The 23,907-nt window shown below is 32.9% G+C and carries 27 protein-coding genes; 5 read left to right on the forward strand and 22 right to left on the reverse strand.

Annotated features, from left to right (window positions below; genetic code table 11):
• Positions 1-5: 5 nt before the first annotated feature.
• The 5 genes from WBG07_RS01130 to WBG07_RS01150 all read right to left on the reverse strand — a co-directional run bounded on the left by WBG07_RS01130 (position 6) and on the right by WBG07_RS01150 (position 3,759).
• Positions 6-1,274: a glucose-1-phosphate adenylyltransferase gene (locus WBG07_RS01130; RefSeq protein ID WP_340198638.1), complete on the reverse strand. Its 1,269-nt coding sequence runs from the start codon at positions 1,272-1,274 to the stop codon at positions 6-8.
• Positions 1,274-2,695 carry a glycogen synthase gene (locus tag WBG07_RS01135; protein WP_340198639.1) on the reverse strand — a complete coding sequence of 474 codons (1,422 nt, stop codon included), beginning with the start codon at positions 2,693-2,695 and terminating at the stop codon, positions 1,274-1,276. Before WBG07_RS01135 ends, WBG07_RS01130 begins: the two co-directional genes overlap by 1 nt.
• Before the next feature lie 125 nt (positions 2,696-2,820).
• Positions 2,821-2,955 carry a hypothetical protein gene (locus WBG07_RS01140; RefSeq protein WP_340198640.1) on the reverse strand — a complete coding sequence of 45 codons (135 nt, stop codon included), beginning with the start codon at positions 2,953-2,955 and terminating at the stop codon, positions 2,821-2,823.
• A gap of 81 nt (positions 2,956-3,036) precedes the next feature.
• Entirely contained in the window at positions 3,037-3,225 is a 189-nt protein-coding gene (locus tag WBG07_RS01145) for a hypothetical protein (protein WP_340198641.1), read from the reverse strand.
• A gap of 360 nt (positions 3,226-3,585) precedes the next feature.
• Entirely contained in the window at positions 3,586-3,759 is a 174-nt protein-coding gene (locus WBG07_RS01150; protein ID WP_340198642.1) for a hypothetical protein, read from the reverse strand.
• Positions 3,760-4,260: 501 nt separating this feature from the next.
• Here WBG07_RS01150 and WBG07_RS01155 point away from each other — a divergent pair.
• Together WBG07_RS01155 and WBG07_RS01160 are read left to right on the forward strand one after the other, a co-directional pair.
• On the forward strand, positions 4,261-5,586 hold the full coding sequence (locus WBG07_RS01155) for a dipeptidase (protein ID WP_340198643.1): 1,326 nt from the start codon (positions 4,261-4,263) through the stop codon (positions 5,584-5,586).
• A gap of 66 nt (positions 5,587-5,652) precedes the next feature.
• On the forward strand, positions 5,653-6,921 hold the full coding sequence (locus WBG07_RS01160; RefSeq protein WP_340198644.1) for a mechanosensitive ion channel family protein: 1,269 nt from the start codon (positions 5,653-5,655) through the stop codon (positions 6,919-6,921).
• On the opposite strand, the gene WBG07_RS01165 is transcribed toward WBG07_RS01160, so the two are convergent.
• The 4 genes from WBG07_RS01165 to WBG07_RS01180 are packed head-to-tail and all read right to left on the reverse strand — an operon-like array spanning position 6,918 to position 10,380.
• On the reverse strand, positions 6,918-7,310 hold the full coding sequence (locus WBG07_RS01165) for an acyl-CoA thioesterase (RefSeq protein WP_340199315.1): 393 nt from the start codon (positions 7,308-7,310) through the stop codon (positions 6,918-6,920). The two genes, WBG07_RS01160 and WBG07_RS01165, sit on opposite strands and share 4 nt — an antisense overlap.
• Before the next feature lie 4 nt (positions 7,311-7,314).
• The gene (locus WBG07_RS01170) at positions 7,315-8,052 is read right to left on the reverse strand and encodes an alpha/beta hydrolase (protein WP_340198645.1); all 738 of its coding nucleotides are present in this window, start codon (positions 8,050-8,052) and stop codon (positions 7,315-7,317) included.
• A gap of 22 nt (positions 8,053-8,074) precedes the next feature.
• Positions 8,075-8,968 carry a DUF72 domain-containing protein gene (locus WBG07_RS01175; RefSeq protein ID WP_340198646.1) on the reverse strand — a complete coding sequence of 298 codons (894 nt, stop codon included), beginning with the start codon at positions 8,966-8,968 and terminating at the stop codon, positions 8,075-8,077.
• Positions 8,969-9,021: 53 nt separating this feature from the next.
• Complete coding sequence (locus WBG07_RS01180; protein ID WP_340198647.1) at positions 9,022-10,380, reverse strand: NAD-dependent succinate-semialdehyde dehydrogenase; 1,359 nt, start codon at positions 10,378-10,380, stop codon at positions 9,022-9,024.
• 129 nt (positions 10,381-10,509) lie between these two features.
• Here WBG07_RS01180 and WBG07_RS01185 point away from each other — a divergent pair, with 129 nt between their 5' ends.
• The gene (locus tag WBG07_RS01185; protein WP_340198648.1) at positions 10,510-10,917 is read left to right on the forward strand and encodes a glyoxalase; all 408 of its coding nucleotides are present in this window, start codon (positions 10,510-10,512) and stop codon (positions 10,915-10,917) included.
• A gap of 4 nt (positions 10,918-10,921) precedes the next feature.
• Here WBG07_RS01185 and WBG07_RS01190 read toward each other — a convergent pair whose 3' ends face one another.
• A complete protein-coding gene (locus WBG07_RS01190; RefSeq protein WP_340198649.1) occupies positions 10,922-11,590 on the reverse strand; it encodes a DUF2461 domain-containing protein in 669 nt (222 codons plus the stop codon).
• Between the two features lie 213 nt (positions 11,591-11,803).
• Between WBG07_RS01190 and epsC the strand changes: the two genes are divergently transcribed.
• Together epsC and cysM are read left to right on the forward strand one after the other, a co-directional pair.
• Positions 11,804-12,598, forward strand: a complete 795-nt coding sequence (epsC, locus tag WBG07_RS01195) for a serine O-acetyltransferase EpsC (RefSeq protein ID WP_340198650.1) — start codon at positions 11,804-11,806, stop codon at positions 12,596-12,598.
• Positions 12,591-13,475, forward strand: coding sequence for a cysteine synthase CysM (gene cysM / locus WBG07_RS01200; protein ID WP_340198651.1), 885 nt, complete (start codon positions 12,591-12,593; stop codon positions 13,473-13,475). Before epsC ends, cysM begins: the two co-directional genes overlap by 8 nt.
• Before the next feature lie 4 nt (positions 13,476-13,479).
• Here cysM and corA read toward each other — a convergent pair whose 3' ends face one another.
• The 12 genes from corA to hisC form a co-directional block, all read right to left on the reverse strand.
• Positions 13,480-14,571 (reverse strand): magnesium/cobalt transporter CorA, encoded by a 1,092-nt coding sequence (gene corA / locus WBG07_RS01205; protein ID WP_340198652.1) that lies wholly within the window; start codon positions 14,569-14,571, stop codon positions 13,480-13,482.
• 109 nt (positions 14,572-14,680) lie between these two features.
• A complete protein-coding gene (locus tag WBG07_RS01210) occupies positions 14,681-14,908 on the reverse strand; it encodes a hypothetical protein (protein WP_340198653.1) in 228 nt (75 codons plus the stop codon).
• 184 nt (positions 14,909-15,092) lie between these two features.
• Positions 15,093-16,331, reverse strand: coding sequence for a redoxin domain-containing protein (locus tag WBG07_RS01215; protein WP_340198654.1), 1,239 nt, complete (start codon positions 16,329-16,331; stop codon positions 15,093-15,095).
• 62 nt (positions 16,332-16,393) lie between these two features.
• Positions 16,394-16,636, reverse strand: coding sequence for a hypothetical protein (locus WBG07_RS01220; protein ID WP_340198655.1), 243 nt, complete (start codon positions 16,634-16,636; stop codon positions 16,394-16,396).
• Between the two features lie 82 nt (positions 16,637-16,718).
• Positions 16,719-18,341 carry a vitamin K epoxide reductase family protein gene (locus tag WBG07_RS01225; protein ID WP_340198656.1) on the reverse strand — a complete coding sequence of 541 codons (1,623 nt, stop codon included), beginning with the start codon at positions 18,339-18,341 and terminating at the stop codon, positions 16,719-16,721.
• Positions 18,342-18,765: 424 nt separating this feature from the next.
• Positions 18,766-19,368: a bifunctional phosphoribosyl-AMP cyclohydrolase/phosphoribosyl-ATP diphosphatase HisIE gene (gene hisIE, locus WBG07_RS01230; protein ID WP_340198657.1), complete on the reverse strand. Its 603-nt coding sequence runs from the start codon at positions 19,366-19,368 to the stop codon at positions 18,766-18,768.
• A gap of 50 nt (positions 19,369-19,418) precedes the next feature.
• The gene (hisF, locus tag WBG07_RS01235) at positions 19,419-20,174 is read right to left on the reverse strand and encodes an imidazole glycerol phosphate synthase subunit HisF (RefSeq protein WP_340198658.1); all 756 of its coding nucleotides are present in this window, start codon (positions 20,172-20,174) and stop codon (positions 19,419-19,421) included.
• Position 20,175: 1 nt separating this feature from the next.
• Positions 20,176-20,385: an alkylphosphonate utilization protein gene (locus tag WBG07_RS01240; protein WP_340198659.1), complete on the reverse strand. Its 210-nt coding sequence runs from the start codon at positions 20,383-20,385 to the stop codon at positions 20,176-20,178.
• 10 nt (positions 20,386-20,395) lie between these two features.
• Positions 20,396-21,124, reverse strand: a complete 729-nt coding sequence (hisA, locus tag WBG07_RS01245; RefSeq protein WP_340198660.1) for a 1-(5-phosphoribosyl)-5-[(5-phosphoribosylamino)methylideneamino]imidazole-4-carboxamide isomerase — start codon at positions 21,122-21,124, stop codon at positions 20,396-20,398.
• Positions 21,121-21,708 carry an imidazole glycerol phosphate synthase subunit HisH gene (hisH, locus tag WBG07_RS01250; protein ID WP_340198661.1) on the reverse strand — a complete coding sequence of 196 codons (588 nt, stop codon included), beginning with the start codon at positions 21,706-21,708 and terminating at the stop codon, positions 21,121-21,123. The genes hisA and hisH overlap by 4 nt, the downstream gene beginning before the upstream one ends.
• Before the next feature lie 10 nt (positions 21,709-21,718).
• The gene (hisB, locus tag WBG07_RS01255) at positions 21,719-22,855 is read right to left on the reverse strand and encodes a bifunctional histidinol-phosphatase/imidazoleglycerol-phosphate dehydratase HisB (RefSeq protein ID WP_340198662.1); all 1,137 of its coding nucleotides are present in this window, start codon (positions 22,853-22,855) and stop codon (positions 21,719-21,721) included.
• Positions 22,856-22,857: 2 nt separating this feature from the next.
• Entirely contained in the window at positions 22,858-23,907 is a 1,050-nt protein-coding gene (gene hisC, locus WBG07_RS01260) for a histidinol-phosphate transaminase (RefSeq protein WP_340198663.1), read from the reverse strand.

Raw genomic sequence — 23,907 nt, forward strand, 5'->3', positions numbered from 1 at the left:
CCTTCCTATACTTTAAATCCATGTGGAATTACTGCTCCTTTTTTAATTACTACGATGCCGTCCTTAATGGTGTACAATTCATTATCTTCAAAAGTTTTATGGGGTCCTCCTTCAATTCGCACATCGTTACCAATACAGCAATTTTTATCTAAAATTACATTGTTGAGATAGCAATGTTCTCCTATACCCATTGGTATTTTTAAAGGATTAGATGCTTGCAGCTCTTCTATCTGCTGATAATTATCACAACCCATCATATATGAATTGCTTATAGTAGTTCCCTTCCCTATTCTTGATCTAATACCAATAACAGATCGCTCAATGCGACTTGCATGAATAATGCATCCCTCTGCAATCAATGCTTTTTCTAATGTTGTTCCCGCAATTTTTGAAGGGGGAAGCATTCTAGCATGTGTAAATATTCTCCTTGATTCATTAAAAAGATTGAATGCTGGCAAATCATCCGTAAGCCCGAGGTTTGCTGCAAAAAATGAATCAATATTTCCAATATCCGTCCAATAACCTTCATATTGATAACTAACTACTTTATGCGTATCAATAGATTGTGGAATAATCTCTTTTCCGAAATCCATTGTATCTGGATTCTTCATTAAATCAACCAGTAAATCTTTATTAAAGATATAAATTCCCATGGAGGCAAGATAATGCCGTTCTTGGTTTTTCATTTCCTTGCTTACATCCGATTTCCATTTTGGTAATTCTTCTGCTGAAGGCTTTTCAACAAAAGAAGTTATACGCTGTTCCTCGTTTGTTTTAAGTATTCCAAATCCAGAGGCATCTTTGGCGTTTACGGGAAGTGTAGCTATTGAAATCTTCGCATCATTTTCAATATGTTGTGATAGCATGTGATTAAAATCCATCTCATAAAGTTGATCTCCAGACAAAATGAGGGCATATTTGAAATCATGATTAAGGAAATGCTGCATACATTTTCTTACCGCATCTGCTGTACCTTGAAACCAATTTGTATTCTCCGGCGTTTGTTCTGCTGCTAGAATATCAACAAAAGCACGACTAAAAAAACTAAAATGATAGGTGTTCTTAATATGTTTATTTAACGATGCCGAATTAAACTGTGTAAGCACATACATTCGGGAGATATTAGAATTCATACAGTTAGAAATAGGAATATCTACCAAACGGTATTTTCCAGCTATGGGCACTGCTGGCTTAGATCTTGTGCTTGTAAGAGGGGCTAGTCTAGACCCTTGTCCTCCACCTAAAATTATTGCTAAAACACTGTCGTCACTCATTATTTATTTTTTATTGATTGGTATAAATTTATATAATCTGATGCCGTATGATCCCAGGAATGATCAATGGACATAATTCTTTGTTGAATTGATTTCATTTCTGCTATGTCTGCACTTAATTTTACTGCCCTTGCCATTGAATAGGTTGCATCCCATACCGTATTCTGATTATGGCAAATTCCAAAGCCACCAGTTTCTCCCAGATCTATTACGGTATCTTTTAACCCCCCTGTTCTTCTTACTATAGGAATAGTGCCATACCTAAGTGCATACATTTGATTGAGTCCGCAAGGTTCTACCCTAGATGGCATTAACAAAAAGTCTGCACCTGCATACATGATATGAGAAAGTTCTTCATTGTATCCAATATACGTATTATAGTTACCTTGAAACTTTCCTTTGAGGTTTTCAAGATCGTTTTCTATTCTTTTATCTCCAGATCCCAAAACAAGGAGATTCATTTTATTTCTAAATCTGTTTAAGGATTCGTAGATAATGCCCGATAAGAGGTCTGCACCCTTTTCGTAAACGAGTCTGCCTATAAAAACAAAAAGGGGAAGGTCTAAATTGAGGTTAAACTTCTCACAAAGAAATTTTTTATTTGCTTTCTTTCCGTTTTCCATGGTTTCTTTTGAGTACTGTTTAACCAGCATTGAATCTGTTTCTGGATTCCAAACCTCAAAATCAATGCCGTTCAATATTCCATGGCTTTTAGCTGCTTCATTTCTCAATAAAGATTCTAAACCACCCGCAGATTGTGCAAGTTCTGTAAGATATGTTTTAGATACTGTGGTAACTTTCCAAGCTGTTTTAATAGCTGTTGCTAAAGAGTTAATACTGCCGTTCCAATCTAGTAAGCCGCTACTATTATGATCAAAATCGGGCAAATAATGTAACTTATCATAGCCAAAATCACCTTGATATTGCGCATTATGAATACTAAATACGGTAGGAATAGCAGCCAACTTTTTATAATTAAAGCTCTGAGAAAGCATAAAAGGTATTAATCCTGTATGGTGATCATGGCAATGCACTATATCTGGTAAAGAAGTTGAACTGGCAAGCCATTGCAGTACTACTTTTTGGAAAGCGATAAATCTTTCTATATCGTCCCCATAAGAGTAAATTTGAGGACGATCTAACAAGCCGTCAATTTTTACTAGAATTACCTCAAAATCTAGATTTGGCTCCTTTATTTGAAGGAGACTATACGAATATTCATGAGGTCCTAGCCAAACTGAACCGGCACCTACACTTTTTAAAATGGCTTTTTCAATAAATTTGGTTTCATAATATGGCATCATCACAATTGCTTGATGCCCTAAATTATTTTGGTACTTAGGCAAAGCACCTACCACATCAGCCAATCCACCCGCCTTCGCCAGAGGGTAACATTCAGCACTAACATGAAGTATTCGCATAAAAAATGTTTAAATAGAAACAATATTTAAATATACCCATTTCTTTATAACCCTAAAATAAAAAAACCTCATAATATTTGATTATGAAGCTCTTTATTTGGGTATTCTTTTAACTTAATTATTTACTAATTGGTACCTAGAAAAGATCCAAGTGAATAATCGCATTGTACAACACAGGACATCACACCGTACAATGAATAACCACAAGCTAGATAGGTATTGGGAAGATACGATGTACCTCCTTTTAATTCACCCTTCATCTTATTCAATTTGCTAATGGTTTTTTCATTTTTAGTTAATTTAGATCGTTTGAGGATTTTTGCATAAGTTAAGAGACTTTATTAACAAATATAGTATCCATTTGTATCCTGTTCATTAGTTTGTAATGGGCAGCCTCCCCAATAATTGGTGTAATTACAGAAACAGGTATGATGAGATCTGGCTGCTCCCCCTTTAATTTCAGCTTTCACAGTATTCAATTTGCTAACTGTCTTTTTTTCTAGGCGTAATTTCTTAATACTTTTTTTCATTTTACTTAATTTTAGTTTATTTAAAAATTTTTTGGTTTGCGTATAGCATCTATTAAATTAAATCATTCACATCTGCTTTTGAATACGTATTTCACACTTTTGTTTTAAAAAATAAAGCCCTTTTAAAAAGAGCTTTAAATGTTCTTAAATCAAGATTTTATTTTAAAATATAGTGACTGGTTCTTCCGGACAAATATAACACCAGGTGAGCGCAGTTGGATCCGTAGTTGGCTTCAAAATAGAAGCGGCGCGCCCCCCTTTAACGTCTTCTTTGCTTTTGTTGAGATTTGCTATTGTCTTTTTCTTTAAATCAAAAATTCGTTTTGTTATTTCATTTTAAACTGTTTAAATTAAATATTATTAAAATTTATTGAACGTATCTGGCGGACAATCAAAGCAACCTGTTTCCGCAGTTAAATCTGTAGTTGGTATTTGTATGATTGACCTAACCCCGCCTTTTATGGACTTCGCATCTTTATTCAGGTTTGCTATTGTCTTTTTATTTAAATCAAAGACTTTTTTAGTAGTTTTCATATTTATCTTCTAAATTTATTAATTATTAGTACATCGTATCTGGCGGACAGTCAAAACAAAGAGTCTGTGCAGTAGGGTCATCTGTGGGATTGTCTGTAAACTCCTCTTGAAACTTAGCAAGTCCACCCTTCATTTTATTTAACTTGCTAATGGTGATTTTTTTAATCTAAAATTTTCTGTGCTTCTTTTCATTTAAATATCATTTTATATTTGTAGTAAAAATCTTAACTTAAAGATACTTATAATTTTTTAAAATTTGGTCTAAATTCATGAATCTGGCATACTACTTTACTTTCTTTATTGTTTTATTGGTTAAAAATTATTCTATGGGAAGTACCTTAGGCCTAATTCTTCAAGTTTCCAAATCAAGACCAAATTGTCTCAATATTTAAAAGTGAACAATTTTACGACACCCAATATGATTTGTTCATTTAGTGCTGCATCTAAACATTAAAATTCTAATTTTTTGTATCTTCCAAAACAACCAATCCTATAAATTTCATGAAAAAAAATAGTTCAATTTTATTAGGCATTTATCTTAGTTGTACTCTTTTAGCCTGTAAGAAAGACATAGATACCATAAAGCAAGTTTCTATCAATGACTCTATAGCGCTGGTTAATGAAGCAAAACTTATTCATGAAAAAGTAATTACTATAGACACGCATAACGATATTAATGTAGCGAATTTTACAGATTCTATTAACTATACTCAAGAGCTCTCTACACAGGTTACTTTACCAAAAATGAAATCTGGCGGATTAGATGTATCATGGCTTATTGTATATACAGGTCAAGATTCGCTCACTTCAGAAGGTTATGAAAAAGCAATGGATAATGCGATGTCAAAATTTAATGCTATTCATAAACTTTGCGAAGAAATTGCCCCTAGTCAAATAGAATTGGCCTATACTGCGGGAGATGTGGGACGAATCATTAAAAGCGGAAAAAAAGTAGCCATGATTGGGGTTGAAAATGCATATCCAATTGGGACAGATTTAAAAAATATAAAGAAATTTTATGACCTTGGAGCAAGATATATGTCCTTGTCTCATAATGGCCATAGTCAGTTTTGCGACTCTAACACGGGTGAAGAAGATGGTATTTGGATGCATAATGGACTAAGCGAATTAGGAATAGAAGCTGTTAAAGAGATGAATAAATGGGGAATCATGATAGACGTTTCTCATCCCGCTTCTTCTTCTATAACACAAATGATAGCGCTATCTAAAGCTCCAGTGATTGCTTCACATTCTTCTGCAAGAGCATTATGCGATCATAGCAGGAATCTAAAAGATGAAGAGCTGTTATTGATTAAAGAAAACGGAGGAGTTGTTCAGACCGTAGCGTTTAGCTCCTATCTCAATACTGAAAAGGATGAAAACTACCGTGCATTTTTGAAAAAAACGCGAACTAAAATTGCTGACTCCTTGGGCGTGAAATGGTTTGAACGGAAAGAGTTTCGTAAACTTTCTGCTAAAGAGAAAGAGAATTTTTTGACTTACAGGTCAAGAATTATTGAATTAAGCGATTTGAAACTGGCAAAAGCTAAAAATATTCCTGAACAGGTTTCAGTAAAAGACTTTGTAGATCATATAGACTACATGGTAAATTTAATTGGTATTGATCATGTTGGAATTAGTTCTGATTTTGATGGCGGTGGCGGTATCAAGTACTGGAATGATGCCTCTGAAACATTTAATGTTACCCTAGAATTAGTAAACCGTGGCTATACAGAATCACAAATTGCCAAGTTATGGGGCCTTAATTTACTAAGAGTCCTAAAAGATGTTGAAAACATTGCTAAAAGTATTCAATCAGAAAATTGATTCTCTCTCTTTCGCATTTTTTTTAGGATTATAGCCTACTTTTGTAATCAAAATTATTTTTACGGTATGATTGAAAAATGGAGTAGACAAATATTTGATTTACTTATTTCAAGAGGGGTTTCTGAAACCATTGCGATCTATTTGAATTTACTTACTAATATAATTCTTTTAGGAATTGTCATTTTTATCTTTGACCGATTTCTTCGGGGTTTAGTGATTAAGGCTTTTAAGATTTTCTCAAATAAAACCAAAACCACTTTTGATGATTACTTGGTAAAGAGCAAGTTTCCCAAATACGTAGCACATATTGTTCCGTTTATTATCATAGAACAAGTAATTCCTTATTTATTAGTTGATTTTCCTAAGTTTGAAAGATTTTTTCTAAAGCTAACTGACGTTTATCTTGTTTTTCTTATTGTTTGGATTCTTAGAAGTATTTTAAGATCCACAAGAGCATTTTTAAAAGCACAAGATAATTTTAAGGATAAGCCCATAGACAGCTATAGTCAAATTGTAATGATTATTCTTTGGTTCTTTGGAATTACCGTTATGTTTTCAGTCATTTCCGGAGAATCTGCATGGAAATTCCTTACTACCCTAGGCGCTGCTTCTGCTATTTTACTTTTTGTTTTTAAAGATACCATACTTGGTTTTGTGGCTAGTATCTCAGTTTCCGCTAACGATATGGTTCGTATTGGCGACTGGATAACTCAAGAAAAATATGGTGCAGATGGTGATGTTGTTGAAATTAACTTAACTACAGTGAAGGTTCGAAATTTTGATAATACCATTACTACTATCCCAACCTATGCGCTTATATCTGATTCTTTTAGAAATTGGAGAGGAATGCAGGAAAGCGGAGGAAGAAGAATTAAACGAGCGCTATACCTGAAAGTTTCAAGTGTGAAATTTTTAACCCCTCAGGACTTAAAAAGGCTCTCTAAAATACAGATCATTTCGCAATTTATTGAACATCGGCAAAAAGATATTGATAAATTTAACTCCGAGAATGGATACGATAAATCTTTAATAGTTAATGGAAGAAATCAAACAAACTTAGGACTCTTTAGAAAGTATTGTGATCTTTATTTAAATAACCATCCGGCTACTAATAAGGATTTAATGATTATGACTCGCCATTTAGAACCTACTCCTAAAGGAATTCCGTTAGAGATTTATGTATTTTCTAGTGACAAAAGATGGGGAAATTATGAACGTATTATGGCTGATATTCTTGAACATCTCATCGCTTCCGTTTCGTATTTTGAGTTAGAAATTTTTGAATTACCTACAAGTAAAGATTTGCTAAGTATGAGTTCGTCTTCTCATAATTAATCCTCTTTAAGTCTATCACTTACATATTCTATCTCTGTTTTATGATGAGGGGTTGGTTTTCCATCTTCATCTAAATTAACAAGTACTAAATTCTCAACTGTAATAATAGTTTCCCTTGTCATTTTATTTCTGACTTCGCATTTTAAAACAATAGAAGATCTTCCAAATTTTAAAACTTCTATACCTATTTCAACAATATCGCCAGGTTTTGCTGAACTCATAAAATTGATTTCAGACATATACTTAGTAACTACTTTTTGATTCTCTAATTGAATTACCGCGTAAAGAGCAGCTTCTTCATCAATCCATTCTAACAGTCTACCTCCAAAAAGCGTTCCATTGGGGTTTAGATCTTCTGGTTTCACCCATTTCCTAGTATGAAATGTCATCATATTAAAATTGTTTCAGAAATTGACTTACTTTCTTTCGGTAAAATTCATGATCTTCAAACTGAGCCCATAAGGCTCTAGAACCATGATTCCCCAAAGTTTTTGGTAAAAAGTATTCTTTCTTATTGCTCTTAATTGCCTCAAAAATCTTCCTCCAGCTTTTTTCTTCATTTTTTGCAGAGGTTATAAAAACCGGTATCACAATTTTAGCAGCACTTTTTGAAATAAAATTATCAGTTCCAAAATATTCTCCAGACGAAAAAGATAAAACGCCATCTATCTTATCTGGATAATCTCCGGCATATTTTAAAACCAAGGAAGATGAATAAGAACTTCCCCATATAATAATTTTTAAAGGATTATAATTAGACCTGAGATATACAACGGAAGCCTCTATGTCTGGAAAAGAATGAATATATTTTGTTGGTAGCTTTCTTTGAACTGCCCTTAAATTTGTATGGTTGGCAATCCCATTAACTTCTTTTCCTGATCTTAAATCTACAGCAAGACAGTTATAACCTATTTTAACAAGCCATGGTGCTATTTCTTGATACTCACCTCTGCTCCAACCTGCTTGATGATATAAAATAATGAATTTGTCAGACTCCTTTGCCCTATACAAATCAGCAGAAATTAAAAGTCCGTCTTTTGAGGGAAATTCAATTGTTTCTTGTGCTTTTACCATACTTGCACCAAAAATGAGTATTCCAATTAGAATAGTATGAAAAATAGTATGTTTCATTTCTGAGTTTTAATTAATGATCTTAAAATAAGGTTTGGGTTTCATTTGAGTTCATGGGTATTTTAAGATTAGTTCCTAGACGGTCATTTAACTTTTTTATAAAATAAGCTGCAAGTAATGGTGATTCAACTTCTAGGTTTTGATGGATAAAAAAATGTATTTTACCCAATCCCATATTTACCCAAGACTCTAACCTATCTACCCAATCGTCTAACCTGCTATAATCTGTGGGGTGGTTAGCTCCCACATAACGCACGAAAGCTTCATCATTGGTTAATCTCATATGCATTAAATCTCTCCTTCCAGCAGTATCTACCAGAACATTTGCTATATTATTTAGTTCCAAAAGATGATATAATTGAGCGGCAGTTTTAGGATCATTAAACCAGTCTGTGTGCCTAAATTCAATTGCCAACGGCACATTTTTAGGCCAATATTCTACAAAAGAAATTACTCTTTCCCAGTTTTTTGGACCAAAATTATTATGCATTTGAAGAAAAAAAGTTCCCAATCTATCTTCTAAATTTAATGCGGCTTCTAAATACCTGTCAATGATAGGATATACTTGATCATTTAATCTTCTTAAATGACTGATATCTCTGGATAGTTTTGGAAAAAATCTAAAATGCTCAGGTGTTTTCTCCCTCCATTTAGTAAATTGTTCTTCTGAAAAAATTCTGTAAAAAGTAGCATTCAATTCTATACTATTAAACTGTGATGCATAATACGCGAGTTCATCTTTTGTACCTCTGGGATAAAAGTTTTTAAGATCTTGCCTATTCCATTTAGCACATCCAACATAAACACTCAATGGATTATCTGCCTTATTACTCCTTAAAACTACCTCAGTATCAGGATGATCGTTGGGTAAAGTGAAATCAATATTCTCAGGGTTTTCTACACTGCCAAATTTCATTAAAAGACTTTTTTATAAAAATAGAAAACAAAAGTAACATAAAGTAATTCTTATCAATCAGAATGATAATAGACCGTTTTTATATTTACAAACTCTCGGATACCAAAATAACTTAGTTCCCTTCCATAACCGGAAATCTTAGTTCCACCAAATGGCAATCTTGGATCTGATTTTACCTTTTCATTTATAAAAACAGCTCCATCATCAAACTGAGGGATTGCTGCTTCAATTTCCTTTTTATCTTCTGAAAACAGCGTAACTCCAAGTCCAAAATCTGAGGTGTTCACAATTTCAATGGCCTCAGATAATTCCTTAAAAGTTGCTATCCCTATTACAGGCCCAAATGTTTCTTCTTTAAAAACAGGCATCTCCATAGTTGCATTGGTAACCACCGTAGGTTCAAAATAAGCTCCTTTTCGTTGTCCGCCTAAAACAAGTTGTGCTCCCATATCTATAGAATCTCTAAGTATACGTTCTAATTCTTCTGCTAAATCTTCCCTTGCCATTACTCCTATATAGGTTTCCTCTTTTAAAGGATCTCCACTTTTGAGCTGTTTAATTTTAATGAGAAATTTGGTGAGAAAATTTTCTGCAATATTTTGATGCAGAAGCAATCTTTTTGCTGCTATACAACTTTGACCTGTGTTTTGAAAACGTGCATCTACTGCTACTTCTATTGCTCTGTCTAAATTTGCATTTTCACTTACAATAAATGCGTTACTGCCTCCCAATTCAAGTACTGATTTTTTGATTTGTCTTGCAGCAGCGGAGGCAACAGCTACCCCAGCAGATTTACTTCCGGTAAGGGTAACTGCTCTTACGTATTTATTCTTTATGATCTTCTCTACTTTTTCACTTTTAACAATCATATTTTGAAAGGTATACGAAGGAAAGTCAGCATCCTTAAAGGCCTGTTCTATATGTATTGCACTTCCCATTACACTGCTTGCGTGTTTCAAAATAGCTGCATTACCAGCCATTAAAGCAGGAACTGCAAATCGGAAAACTTGCCAAAAAGGGTAGTTCCAAGGCATCACTGCAAGTATCACACCCAATGGATCAAATTTTATATAACTTGTGGATGCATCAGTTTCAATAGACTCATTTGCAAGGAATACAGCTGCTTTTTCTGCGTAAAACTCACACACCCAACTGCATTTTTCAATTTCTGCAATAGCTTGCGTTATAGGCTTTCCCATTTCTAAACTAATAGTCGCTGCATATACTTTCTTGTTATCTTGTAAAATCCCTGCCAACTTTTTCATTTTTTGGGCTCTTTCAGCAAATGAAGTTTTCCTCCATTCTAAAAAAGCAAAATGACTTTGCTCAATTGAATGTGCTATTTGAGCATCACTCAATGTCTTATAATCTTTAAGCTTTTCAGAAGTATATGGGTTGGTGGTAGTAATCATTATTTTTATTTATAAATTATTGAAAATAATCTTATTTCCCTGCTAAATTGTTCATAAAATAGTTAAAAACAAAGAACACTTAGCTAAAGAAGCATTCCTTAATTAGTTACTTTTAGTAAAACTTCAAATATGGACAACAGGTCTTCCTTATTAGTAAATACCCGCCCTATTATTCCTTCTGCCAGAATTCATGAAAATATGAGTAAAGAAGAACGCTTTCAAAACAGCACCTTGAGACCTGTTTTGAAAATGCAGAATGATTTGTTGATAGAAGCATTCAAAAACTATATCAATAAGCATAAAGGTGGTTTTTATTCGTTCAGTCTTGAAAAAAAATTAGCATTTATACAGAATGCAATTCAAAGGGATATTAAGTTTAGAAATTCTTTAAAAGGAATGATTATAGGTGTTTTTACTGTGGAAGAATATCTAGAATACATTGAAAATTCGTCTGCTCTTAATAAAAGAATGATGAAATTGGTAATTGAGCGATTGCAAAATCAAGTACAGCTATTTGATATTAATGAGGTAGCTTAAAAAATCAGTCTAAAAGCGATACTCCGTTTAAATCAGTAGTCAATACCTCAGTCATGTAGTCAAAAAAAGGTCTTACCCCTTTAAAGGAATGATTAACCTGTTCTAAAAAATCTGGTGAACAAACCTGAGCATCTGTGAATTTCCGAGAGAAAATAAATTGTTTTTTGCGTATTAATTCGATATTGGGATGTGTTTTTGAAAATCCTTTTGGGGCTGTTTTGACTTCATCACCCTCAAGTGGGCCCCAAATATTTACAAAAGAATTATCCTTTATTATTTCATTAAAATCTTTAGCATCTATTTCTAATTCCTTTCTAATTCTTAATAAATCCTCTTTAACAGGGTCCCAAAAACCCGTTGCAATAAAAGATTCTTTAGGTTTTATTTGGAGGTAATATCCCCCTCTTAATTTTGGTTTTATGCGTTTAAAAGATGCTGCTAAATGACTTTTGTAAGGAGTTTTATTTTTTGAAAACCGAACATCCCGATAGATTCTAAAAACTTTTAGTCCTTCTATCTCATCGTGTTTTTTCATCTCATCTAATAACTCTTCATTAAAATTCTTAAAAGTACTTTGATGTTTACGAAATTCATTCTTATGATTTTCAAACCATTCACGATTATTATTCTTTTCTAATTTTGTCAGGAATTTAAGTAGTTCAGATGTAATCATAGTATATTCAATATGGTTAGGTGAATTTATAGGAAAAATGCAGCTTCCAAAAATATCGTTATTAATTTTGTGATATTTTAACAAAACTTTCTTTACGTCTTGTTCAATATTAAATAATGAATTTAAATATATTTATGCTTTATTAAACGTATGTATCACTAAATAGTTACGACCAATAAAGATTCGTAGAAATCTTGAACTAAAGCCAGTAAAATGACCACTTCAGAAATCATTCAAAATATTATAAATCAGAAAAAAAATCCCAATGTAAAACTGCGGTTAAAAGAAAAAACAGAACAGTTTGCAAATCTACTTTTTTGTACCCTTTTTGATGTGGAAACCGATGTAGAGGAAAATATGGAAAAACTAGAAGTTAGTTTTAAAGAACTTTCCCATTTAGCTTGCTGGGATGCATCTAATCAATGTGAGAAAGAATGGGATAGATACGTCCAAAAACTTCCATTAATATTAGAATACTTAACATTAGATGCCAAAGCACATACAGAAAATGATCCTGCCTCTAATTCACTCCAAGAAGTATACTTGAGCTACCCGGGATTCTATGCGATTGCAATCCATAGACTGAGTCACGAACTTTATCAAGTCAATTTCCCTTTGGTTCCAAGGCTTATGGCAGAATATGCACATCGGTTAACTGGTGTTGATATTAATCCTGGAGCTCAAATTGGAAAGTCATTTTTTATTGACCATGCAACAGGAGTAGTCATTGGAGAAACTGCGATAATTAAAGATCACGTAAAAATATATCAAGGTGTTACCCTTGGAGCTCTTAGCGTTTCTAAAAGTCTAAAAAACAAAAAAAGGCATCCAACAGTAGAGAATAATGTTACTATCTATGCTAACGCAACTATTTTGGGCGGGGAAACGGTAATAGGGGCTAATAGTATTATTGGCGGTAATGTTTGGATAACCAGTTCCGTACCAGAAAATTCTATTGTTTCACATACCCCTGACATTAAAATTAAAAAAGCAAAAACAAATGGCTAAGACTATTCTTGATTGTATTGGTAACACTCCAATAGTGCAGTCGCAAAAACTAAATACTCATAGCAATGTTCAAATTTATTTTAAATTAGAGGGTCATAATCCAGGGGGAAGCGTAAAAGATAGAGCTGCATACCATATGATCAAGTCTGCTTTAGATAAAGGTAAAATCAATAAAGAAACTAACCTTATTGAAGCAACTAGCGGCAATACCGGAATTGCATTGGCTATGATTGCAAACCTTTTTGGGTTAAAGATAGAATTGGTGATGCCTGAAAATGCAACAAAGGAAAGAATTCAAACCATGAGAGCATATGGTGCTGAAGTTACACTTACAAATCAAGAAAAGGGTATTGAAGGTTCCCGTGATTATGCTGAATTGAAAGTAAAAGAAGAAGGATTTTTTATGCTTAATCAATTTAGTAATGATGACAATTGGAAAGCCCATTACAAAACAACAGGGCCAGAAATATGGTATGATACAGAGGGCAAAGTAACTCACTTTGTGTCTTCAATGGGAACTACGGGTACTATTATAGGCACTTCTACCTTTTTGAAAGAACAAAACCCAAATATCCAGATTATTGGGGTTCAGCCTACAGACAATAGTAATATTCCTGGTATAAGAAAATGGCCAGAGGCTTATTTACCTAGAATATTTGATCGTTCTAAAGTAGATCATATTATTGAAGTTAGTGAACAGGAAGCTATTAGTATGGCGAGGAAACTTGCTAAAGAAGAAGGTGTTTTTTCCGGTATGAGTAGCGGGGGTGCCGTTACTGCTGCTTTAAGATTAGCTGAAACGCTCTCTGAAGGTGTTATTGTATGCATTATTTGTGATCGTGGAGATAGATACCTTTCATCTGGGTTGTTTGACTAAAGCATTATAACCATTTTTTCCTTTTAAAATAAAATAACATCAGTATAAATACAACAGCCATTATGATCAAGAGAATAGGATATCCGTAGGGGTGCTCTAACTCTGGCATGTGTTTAAAATTCATTCCATAAATACCGGCAATAAAGGTTAATGGAATAAATATTGTAGCAATAATGGTGAGAACCTTCATTACTTCATTCATTTTATGACTCATATTGGTCATGTACATCTCCATGAGTGACATGGTCATTTCTCGATAGAGTTCAATATTTTCAAAGATTTGTATACTATGGTCATGTGCATCTCTTAGAAAAACTCGGGTATCATCTTTTATTAATGGATGCTCTGTTTTAATCAACCTAGTGATTATTTCTTTAGCAGGAGAAACTGCTTTTCTAACACTAAGCACTTCTTTCTTTAACCGTTGTATTTTTTCGGAAACTTCAGATCTAGGATTATTATATACCTCTTCTTCCAATAACTCTATTCTTGTATGGATGCTTTCCAATACTACAAAATACTGATCAATAATCGCATCAATTAATGCAAAGAAAAGATAATCTGCCCCCCTTTCTCTTATTCTTCCATATTTGTTTTTTATACGTTCACGAACTCCGTTAAAAACATCAATTTCCACTTCCTGAAAGAGTAGTACGGTATTCTCTTTAAGAACAATTGCTGTATGCTCAACAACCAATTCATGATTTTCATCGAGATATAACATTTTTAAAACTGTAAATACATAATTTTCATATTCATCTACTTTAGGTCTTTGATTGGTATTCACCGTATCTTCTAGTACCAATGAATTAATCTGATAATGTTTGCCTAGTTGTTCTATGTCCAACTCATTACTTAATCCAAATACATTAATCCAAGAAACTTGATTGTATGCCTCCAAGCCAAAAGCCTCTTCTATTCCCACACATAATTTTGTATCAAATGTGTTTTTATCATAATTCATAACCTTAATGGCATATTTTCCGTCTTCACGATTTCCAAGATAGGTGATGGTCCCAGGGGCTTTACCTATCTTGCGATGTGAATAAAGTTGCTTTTTAAGGACTGATTTTATTCCAACCTTTTTTCGAGCCATAAAATAGTTTTATAGCAAAATACAATATATTATTGAAGTTTTTGGATTTTACCAATTTGCTGGATTACCTCTTAAGAGTTTTTAGGTAAAATGTGTAGAAATAAAAAGATCAAGGCATACATATACCCCCATTACTATTATGAGGCTCACAACTTCCGCAATGAACATCGGTACAATCTCGTGTTGCATTACAAAAAGTAGATAAACAGTCAGAATTCATACCATTTTCAAAAGAGTCCATTCGCTCCGCAGCTCCTTTTATATTTTTGAGTTCTTCTTTAGTAAGAAGTTCAGCTTGAAGCCTTACTAAATAAGGTGAGTCCATAAGTTGTTTCATTTGGTTTTGAAATATTTAAACAATTTTGATGGAAAGATTTGTTAGATTACTCTAGTTTACATGATAAAAACAGAAATATTGCCTCATCAAATAAGACTTATGACCATATTGTGGAAACCTTTTTTATATTCTTATCACTCTCTTAGGAAAGATTCGGTTTCTCTTAAATCAATGTAGAATCTGTTTATGATTTTGAATAAATTTGTTGTAATTTTTGTTTGAGTTCAGGAATTCCGTCTCTACCATTTTCATTTCCATCATAGCGATCTGCTCCTAGATATCTTCCAACAATGTAGCCCTTATCATCAATGAGAATATAGGCCGGAATGGGCATAACATTAAATTTATTATGAATTGCATTTTCATCAGAATCTCTATAATCTCCTAATACCTGATGCCATAAATCCAGATTTTCTAAAGCTATAGATTCTTTCCATTCTTCTTCATCTCTATCAAAAGAAACTCCTATAAATTCAAGTCCTTTATTATGATACTGATTGTAAATAGCCTTCATGGCAGGATGATTCTTTTTACAAGGTTTACACCAACCCGCCCAAAAATCTAGTAGTACATGTTTTCCTTTAAAATCTGATAATTGAAGTTTATTACCTAGGTAATCTGTTGCTTCAAAATCAGAAGCTTTGTTGCCAACTAAGCTTCTTTCTATTTTTTGAAACATTTTCAAAACTTCTTGCCCATGGCTGCTTTCTTGTACTGACTTTGAAAAGTTATTGAAATAATTTCGGGTATCTTTTACACCAATTCGATTGCTTTTGAATTCCATTTGTAATACAAAAGTACTTACAAGATCTTTAGCATACTTTGTAATAAACTCTCTTTTCTTATTGTTAATAAGATTAACTACTTTATCAATTTTGAGATTAAAATAGTCCATACTATCTTTCAGCATCTTATTTTTTGGAAATACTAAATGATCCGCATAGTAATTATTACGTTGTTTAACAATAGCTTTCCAATTATTTACAGAATAGATAGAATCTATACTCTTATATAATTTTTTATAAAGCTTAAAACTTCTGTTATCGGAAATTTTAATGCTTTTAAAATTATTTTCTTCTAATTTTATTTTATTAATCCCAGGTTCAATAAATATAAACACATAATTAGGATCTTCTACGCTATTTGATTTCACATTACCCTTAATGTTTGCGGAAGTAAAGCCTTTAATAGTACCCTTACTTTTGAATGATCCATTGTTTTGAATAGCTATAGTATCAATTTTCGTATTTTGATTTGCGTCACCATAAATCAGAATAATTTCCTTTGTGTTTTTTCCAATAAATGTTCCCTCGATCTCAAAGTATTCTTCCGTATCTTTTTGTTGAAACCCTAAAAGAATTGTAAAGCCTATTAAGAGAATTGGTAAAAGTATGCCTGCTGTTTTTTTAGATAGATATTTCATTTATTTTAAAATTAAAATTAAAGGGGCTAGAATTTGAAAGAGACCACTAGCCCCTCACCTAATTATCTCCAAGACGCACAACTACCTTCTTCTTGAGAAGTTGCACCTACGCATTTAGTACAATAAGGAAGGCTTTCACAACTCGAATCATTTACACAAGTCGCAGTCAAGCATTCATCACCTGGGTCACTATTTCCCAAAGAATCGTACCCTTCTGCTGCTCCAAGAATGTGTTTTAAATCTTCTTTACCTAATACTTTTGCCTTGCCATCTAGCAAATTTTGAAAATCAATTTTTTTCATCATTAAAATTTCATAATAGTTATTAATTGGCTAAACATTTTTAGGACGGTTAGCAATCCGTCCATTTTTTTGCAAAAAAATGTCATTATTGAATGGAGGGCTGCAAGGTTTCATTTTGTTGTGTTAATTGTATAAAGTCTTCCATAAAATAAGGAAGCTCTTTAATTTTATAGTATTTTTTCGGATATAATCGGGAGTTGATACACAAAGCAGGGGTGAAATTGATGGATTGCTCTTTGCACCAATTATAATGACTGTACAAAAGATCAAAATAGGTGGGCTCTAAGTTTTGATCTATCTCAGATAACCATTTCATTTTATCTTTTTGCTTATAAAAACCAGATATCTGCTTAAGACACTCTTTGGTACCCTGATCATTAAATACTTTGAGAAAATAATGTGCTATTTGTGCCGCCTTATTATGCTCCGAAGAATTGATAATATTGAAGCGAATGGTTAACTCAAAACGATCACCATAGGCTTTTAATAAATTGTCTAATACTTCATGTGCCTCTACACAATAATAACATAGAGGATTGGTCACTAAGGTGATCTTTAAGTTTGCGCCTTGATTACCAAAAACAAGATCTTCTTTAGATTTATAATACCTGCTTAACAAGGGCATTTTATGATAAGCTTCTGAGAAAAAATCAAAATTTCTCTTAAACCTGAGATTTTCAAAACTCAATTTTTTTAATTCAATGGATTGATCTAATAAAGGGCGAACAAACAGCCAAATGGAGGTAATTGTAGCGAATAGAAATGAATAAATACTTGTAGTAAAAATAGTAAAATCAGTAAGGGACACTAAACTTTCTGTAGTACTAAAAACAATTAACAATTGAATACTCAATATCCCTACAATCCCGAGGCATAACGGACACCATTTTTTTAAAATAACACCTTGATAAATCAGCGAGTACGCAATTACAGGTACTGAAAGAATGCTTGACCAAATTAGAGGGTTCAAAGATAGGTTAGTGCTAAAGGAAGCTATGATTATAAATAAAGTTTGCGCCGTAAAATATATTACTCCTAAATCGCTTAACTTTAACAACCCCATTAATGAGGCACCATCTGAACTTATGACAGCATCACAACTTGTATTTTCAAAAGATTTACAGATTTTATGTACTGCATTGAGATTAAACCCTAATTCATGTTGTACTATAAGCCCAGCGATGGCTAATCCGATAAGAGAGGTGAAAAGCCAAAATACCTCAATAAAAGAACTATTTGATTGTAGAAATATCACAATTATGGAAGAAACCACAACTCCATATACCAAATTTTTTATCAACTTCTTTTTCCCAATTCCCACTAATGAGGCAATAGGAACTTCTTTAAAACTTAGCATTACCCCTGTCCATAATTGTAAAAAATCATCAAAATTATAGTTGATGATTTTCTTTTGATTGTAATATAGCTTTAATAAATCCTTATTTTTTTGAACTAAAACAAGTGTGGGTTCATGATCAATCATACAATGAGCCAAGAAAAATTTTGGGAGGTTTTCTATGATTCCTTTTTCTTTATTTAGCCTTAGAGCGTAATGATCAATGCCAAAATGATGAAATAAATCACTTACTGCTATCAAATTTGGAAACTCTGCATGTGTAGAAATTTGTAAAGCCACCTCTTCCTCATTAAAAAAATAACCAGTTTTTTGGAAATAAAGATTTATTATATCTAAAATAGGGTGTTTCAAATTGGAAAACAGTTAGGTCTTTATTTATTACTTTTTAGTTTTAAATGACGTACTAATTCAAACCAATTTACAAAAAAATGTATTACTTTACTTACGGATTTCCGCATCTAACTAGGAAATTACTGGTATATCCTTAGTTTTTTAACCTTATTATTATAAGAAACACTTCTTATTTATAAATCTATGGGAGAATAAATAATTTCAGTGTTTTTCAAAATAAAATTATTTCTCAAATTAAAAAGACATTTATTTTGGTATTAATAGCTTAACTAACTATTAATTTCATAGAAAAGATGCTTCGTCATTTAATAGACAAATAATCCGAAAATTAAAATCCAATTCCAACACATTAGGATAAGAAGAAAAGAAGCCTTAAAATAGAATTGTATAAGATAATCTTATAACGAAAGACCAAAAAAAGTTCCTAATGTCTCTCTTTCAATATTTTCTCAATATTTGATAGTTTGAAACCCTTGGCTTGCAATAGAATTAAATAATGAAATAATAAATCTGCACTTTCATTTAAAAAAAGATCATCATTGGAGTCTTTAGCTTCAATGACGGTTTCAATGGCTTCTTCCCCTACCTTTTGCGCAATTTTATTGATTCCTTCCTTAAAAAGGGATGCTACATAACTTTTTTCCGTTGGGTTATTTTTCCTATGAGAAATAATGGTTTCTAAAGAGGAAAGAAATCCAAAATTACTCTTATTGATTTCGCTCCAACAGGTATCTTTGCCCTTATGACAGGTTGGTCCCAAAGGGTTTACTTTCACAAGTAGCGCATCCTGATCACAGTCTACACTAATATCTTGTAACTCTAAATAATTACCGCTTTCTTCACCCTTTGTCCACAGTCTGTTTTTACTACGGCTAAAGAAAGTGACTTTTTTAGATTCCAATGTTTTCTCATAGGCCTCCTTATTCATATACCCCAACATAAGTACCTTTTGTGTAATTCCATCTTGAATAATTGCAGGAACTAATCCATTTGAGTCCTTATCAAAATCTATTATTTGTGTATCCATTTTTATTCCTTTTTGTTAAAAAGTACTACATGAGATCATAAATGGTATTTTTATAAACGTACTGGAATACCTTCTATTTGTAATTGTTCTTTTAAATCTTTAATTGCAATTTCTTCAAAATGAAAAACGCTCGCAGCCAAAGCGGCATCTGCTTTTCCAATGTTAAAAGTATCAGTAAAATGATTCATTTTACCTGCTCCACCAGAGGCAATAACCGGTATGTTAATTAATGAAGAAAGTTTAGCTAGCGCTTCATTTGCAAATCCCTCTTTTGTGCCATCGTGATCCATAGAAGTAAATAAAATTTCTCCTGCACCTCTCTCTGCTACTTCTTTAGCCCATTCAAAAAGATCAAGTTCTGTTGGCACTTTGCCTCCCACTAAATGTACTTTCCATACTCCTTCAAGCTGTTTGGCATCAATTGCTACCACAATACATTGAGATCCGAACTTACCTACCAAATCATTAATCAACTGAGGATTTTTAACAGCAGATGAATTTATTGATATCTTGTCTGCACCACATTTTAAAAGTATATCTACATCTTCTATTGAAGAAATACCACCTCCAACCGTAAAAGGGATGTTGACATTTTCTGCTACCTTGAGCACTAAATTTGCCAATGTTTTTCTTTTTTCTTCTGTTGCAGAAATATCTAAAAACACCAATTCATCAGCACCTTTTTCTGCATATTTTTTTGCTAACTCTACCGGATCTCCTGCATCTCTAAGGTCTACAAAGTTAATGCCTTTTACCGTACGTCCATTTTTAATATCTAAACAGGGTATAATTCGCTTTGTGAGCATCTTAAGCTTTCTTTAAAAATTGTGTTTTAAGTACTACCTGACTTTTTCCTACTCTACATTCCACTTCCTGAGGATTTCCAGTAAGACGTATATTTTTAACAATATTGCCTCTTTTAAGGGTATTTGACATGCCTTTTATTTTTAAATCTTTCACCACATGCACAGCATCGCCGTCATTGAGTAAATTTCCATTGCTGTCTTTTACTTCCATTATTTATTAGTTATTGGTGATCTACAATAAACTTTTCAAGTTCTTTTAAATGTATTTTTCCTTCATAAATAGCTTTTCCAATGATAGTGCCTTCGCATCCTGCTTCTACCAACTTAGGCAACTCATCTATATGCGAGATTCCTCCGGAAGCAATCAACTTAATTTCTGGAATAGTATCTATAATTTTTTTGTATAAATCCATTGAGGGGCCTTCCAACATTCCATCTTTACTAATATCAGTACAAATTACATACGTTATTCCTTCCTTTATATAGGATTGAATAAAAGGTAATAGTTCTAAATTTGAAGCTTCCTGCCAACCACTTATGGCTATTTTTTCATCTTTGGCATCCGCCCCCAAAATAATCTTTCTATTACCGTATTGAGCAATCCAATTTTTAAAGATTTCCGGAGATTTAACAGCAATACTTCCACCTGTAATTTGGGATGCACCAGATTCAAATGCAATTCTTAAATCTTCATTACTTTTAAGTCCTCCACCAAAATCAATAGCTAATTCTGTTTTAGAAGCTATTTGTTCAAGCACTTTATGGTTCACAATATGCTTGCTTCTTGCACCATCAAGATCTACCAGATGCAAATGTTTAATTCCACTAGCTTCAAATGCTAATGCTACTTCTAGCGGATTCTCATTGTATATCTTTTTGGTATCATAATCACCTTTAGACAAGCGTACACACTTGCCATCAATTATATCTATTGCTGGAATAATTCTCATTGTCTTAAAGCTAAAAAGTTCCTCAATATTTTGGCGCCTGCTTCACTGCTTTTCTCTGGATGAAACTGCACGCCATAAAAATTGTTTTTTTTCAAAGCCGTTGCATATTTCATTTCATATTGGGTCACAGCAATAGCTTCTTCACAAAGGGGTGCATAGTAGCTGTGCACCAAATACATATACTCATTTTCTTTAACGCCTTCAAAAAGGTTTGATTTTAATTCTGCTATTTGATTCCATCCAATCTGTGGCACTTTTACCGCATTTGAAAAACGATGAACATCTACATCAAAAATACCTAAACCTTCTGTGTTTCCTTCATCAGAGCGGTTACACATGAGCTGCATTCCAAGACAGATTCCAAGCACCGGTTGTTTTAGGGTAGGAATTAAAGTGTCTAAACCCGAAGCCTTTAGTTTGGTCATAGCACTTCCAGCCTCTCCTACTCCAGGAAAAATAACGCTATCGGCTTTTTTAATCTCATCAGGATCACTAGTTAGCACTCCCTCAAAGCCAAGTCGTTTTAAAGCAAACTTTATACTTTGGATGTTTCCGGCTCCGTAATCTATAATAACTATTTTCACTTTATATTTTTTAGAGCATTCCCTTTGTACTAGGTAAAATCATTTTTTCTGTATCTCTTTTTACAGCACTTTTGATTGATTTAGCAAAAGCTTTAAAAATAGCTTCTATTTTATGATGCTCATTTGTTCCTTCTGCTTTAACATTCAGATTGGCTTTAGCTCCATCCGTAAAAGATTTAAAGAAATGATAGAACATTTCTGTAGGCATTTTACCAATCATTTCACGATTAAAATCAGCTTCCCAAACCAACCAGTTTCTACCTCCAAAATCAATCGCTACCTGTGCTAAACAATCATCCATAGGTAAACAAAAACCATAACGTTCAATACCTAACTTATCACCTAAAGTCTTCTGAAAAAGCGTTCCTAAAGCGATGGCTGTATCTTCAATAGTATGGTGTTCATCTACCTCTAAATCTCCCTTCACTTCAATTTTAAGGTCCATTTGCCCGTGCCTCGCTATTTGATCAAGCATATGATCAAAGAAAGCTATTCCCGTTTTTATATCACTTTTACCACTTCCATCAAGATTAAGTTCTATGAAAATATCGGTTTCATTCGTTTTTCTTTTGATGGTAGCCACCCTATTCTCTAACTTTAAAAACTCATAAATCCTTTTCCAGCTGTTAGTTTCTAGAGCAATATAAGGATCAAGTTCTTTGCGTTGTACCGTAATTTCATCTACTCCTAAAAATGTTTGGTCATTAATATAAATACCTTTACTGTTTAAGTTTTTAGCTAACTCAATATCTGTAAGTCTATCTCCAATGACAAAAGACTCTTCTAAGTTATAATCTTCAGAAAAATACTTGGTAAGCAAACCTGTATTTGGTTTACGTGTGGGAGCATTGTCTTTAGCAAATGTCTTGTCAATAAAAACTTCGTCAAATACTACTCCTTCATTATTAAAAACATTTACTATTAAATTATGAACAGGCCAAAACGTATTTTCAGGAAAAACTTCGGTTCCCAATCCGTCCTGATTGGTAATCATCACCAATTCATAATTTAACTCTTTAGCTATGCGAGGGAGATAGGTAAGTGCTTCTGGATAAAACGTTAATTTTTCAAAAGTATCTATCTGCTCATCAGATGTTTCCCTAATTATGGTTCCGTCTCTATCTATAAATAAAACCTTCTTTTTCATTGCTAATTAATATTTTTTAGTGCTGCTATAAGTTTTTGATTCTCTTCTTTAGTCCCAACCGTAAAACGCAAGCAATTATCACAAAGAGGTTGAGAAGACCGATTTCTAACTACAATACCTAAATTGAGTAATTGCTCATATCTTTTAGTTGCATTATCTACCCTTGCTAAAACAAAATTAGCTTCTGAATCATATACTTTTGAGACAAAGTATATATTCTTTAAAGCTGAAGATAATTCATTCCTATAGGCTACAATATTCGCAATTTCTAAACTTACCTGTGTGGTATTAGTCACCCTTAAAAATGCCCGCTCCTGAGTTAATATATTTACATTATAAGGGGGCTTAATTTTATTTAGAACCTGAATAATCTCTACGGAAGCATAACAAATTCCTAATCTGATTCCTGCCATACCATATGCTTTAGACAGCGTTTGTGTAACAATCAAATTTGGGTATTCCGCTAGGCAATGAACCCAGCTTTCTTGTTCTGTGAAATCAACATAGGCTTCATCTATCACAATAAGTCCTTCAAAATTTTCAAGTAGTTTTTTAATCGCCTCTTTATTAAGAACGTTACCAGAAGGATTATTTGGAGAACAAATAAAAATTAACTTCACATTAGATGATATTGCTTTTAATACAGCTTCGGTATCAATATCAAAATTATTGGTTAATAGAATTTCTTTATTAGTAATATCATTTGTAGCTGCCAATACCCCGTACATTCCATAAGTAGGTGGCATTGTAATCACTGAATCTTTTCTGGGCTCACAAAATGCTCTGAAAATAAGATCTAATACTTCATCACTACCGTTACCAAGCAAAACCTGATCTGCAATCACCCCTTTTTTTTGTGCTAAAAGAGATTTTAAGTTTTTCTGTTGTGGATCTGGATATCTATTCACTCCATTGGCAAATGGATTCTCATTCGCATCTAAAAATATCATTTCTGTTGTGAAGTCTTTAAACTCATCACGAGCAGAAGAATATGGCTTTAATTTGGCAACGTTAGCCCTAATAAGTGTGGAAAGATTAAAAGCTGTGCTCAT

The organism is Ascidiimonas meishanensis (assembly GCF_037782385.1).
GTDB classification, from domain to species: domain Bacteria; phylum Bacteroidota; class Bacteroidia; order Flavobacteriales; family Flavobacteriaceae; genus Ascidiimonas; species Ascidiimonas meishanensis.

Coding starts and splice junctions, on each gene's coding strand:
- corA (WP_340198652.1), bottom strand. CDS start 14,571: ATGGCTCGAAAAAAGGTTGGAATAAAATCAGTCCTTAAAAAGCAACTT.
- WBG07_RS01145 (WP_340198641.1), bottom strand. CDS start 3,225: ATGAAAAAAAGTATTAAGAAATTACGCCTAGAAAAAAAGACAGTTAGC.
- WBG07_RS01155 (WP_340198643.1), top strand. CDS start 4,261: ATGAAAAAAAATAGTTCAATTTTATTAGGCATTTATCTTAGTTGTACT.
- epsC (WP_340198650.1), top strand. CDS start 11,804: ATGACCACTTCAGAAATCATTCAAAATATTATAAATCAGAAAAAAAAT.
- cysM (WP_340198651.1), top strand. CDS start 12,591: ATGGCTAAGACTATTCTTGATTGTATTGGTAACACTCCAATAGTGCAG.
- WBG07_RS01165 (WP_340199315.1), bottom strand. CDS start 7,310: ATGACATTTCATACTAGGAAATGGGTGAAACCAGAAGATCTAAACCCC.
- WBG07_RS01150 (WP_340198642.1), bottom strand. CDS start 3,759: ATGAAAACTACTAAAAAAGTCTTTGATTTAAATAAAAAGACAATAGCA.
- WBG07_RS01130 (WP_340198638.1), bottom strand. CDS start 1,274: ATGAGTGACGACAGTGTTTTAGCAATAATTTTAGGTGGAGGACAAGGG.
- WBG07_RS01190 (WP_340198649.1), bottom strand. CDS start 11,590: ATGATTACATCTGAACTACTTAAATTCCTGACAAAATTAGAAAAGAAT.
- WBG07_RS01170 (WP_340198645.1), bottom strand. CDS start 8,052: ATGAAACATACTATTTTTCATACTATTCTAATTGGAATACTCATTTTT.
- WBG07_RS01185 (WP_340198648.1), top strand. CDS start 10,510: ATGGACAACAGGTCTTCCTTATTAGTAAATACCCGCCCTATTATTCCT.
- hisA (WP_340198660.1), bottom strand. CDS start 21,124: ATGAGAATTATTCCAGCAATAGATATAATTGATGGCAAGTGTGTACGC.
- hisIE (WP_340198657.1), bottom strand. CDS start 19,368: ATGGATACACAAATAATAGATTTTGATAAGGACTCAAATGGATTAGTT.
- WBG07_RS01220 (WP_340198655.1), bottom strand. CDS start 16,636: ATGATGAAAAAAATTGATTTTCAAAATTTGCTAGATGGCAAGGCAAAA.
- WBG07_RS01175 (WP_340198646.1), bottom strand. CDS start 8,968: ATGAAATTTGGCAGTGTAGAAAACCCTGAGAATATTGATTTCACTTTA.
- WBG07_RS01160 (WP_340198644.1), top strand. CDS start 5,653: ATGATTGAAAAATGGAGTAGACAAATATTTGATTTACTTATTTCAAGA.
- WBG07_RS01140 (WP_340198640.1), bottom strand. CDS start 2,955: ATGAAGGGTGAATTAAAAGGAGGTACATCGTATCTTCCCAATACCTAT.
- hisC (WP_340198663.1), bottom strand. CDS start 23,907: ATGAGCACAGCTTTTAATCTTTCCACACTTATTAGGGCTAACGTTGCC.
- WBG07_RS01240 (WP_340198659.1), bottom strand. CDS start 20,385: ATGGAAGTAAAAGACAGCAATGGAAATTTACTCAATGACGGCGATGCT.
- WBG07_RS01135 (WP_340198639.1), bottom strand. CDS start 2,695: ATGCGAATACTTCATGTTAGTGCTGAATGTTACCCTCTGGCGAAGGCG.
- hisF (WP_340198658.1), bottom strand. CDS start 20,174: ATGCTCACAAAGCGAATTATACCCTGTTTAGATATTAAAAATGGACGT.
- WBG07_RS01215 (WP_340198654.1), bottom strand. CDS start 16,331: ATGAAATATCTATCTAAAAAAACAGCAGGCATACTTTTACCAATTCTC.
- hisB (WP_340198662.1), bottom strand. CDS start 22,855: ATGAAAAAGAAGGTTTTATTTATAGATAGAGACGGAACCATAATTAGG.
- WBG07_RS01210 (WP_340198653.1), bottom strand. CDS start 14,908: ATGAAACAACTTATGGACTCACCTTATTTAGTAAGGCTTCAAGCTGAA.
- WBG07_RS01180 (WP_340198647.1), bottom strand. CDS start 10,380: ATGATTACTACCACCAACCCATATACTTCTGAAAAGCTTAAAGATTAT.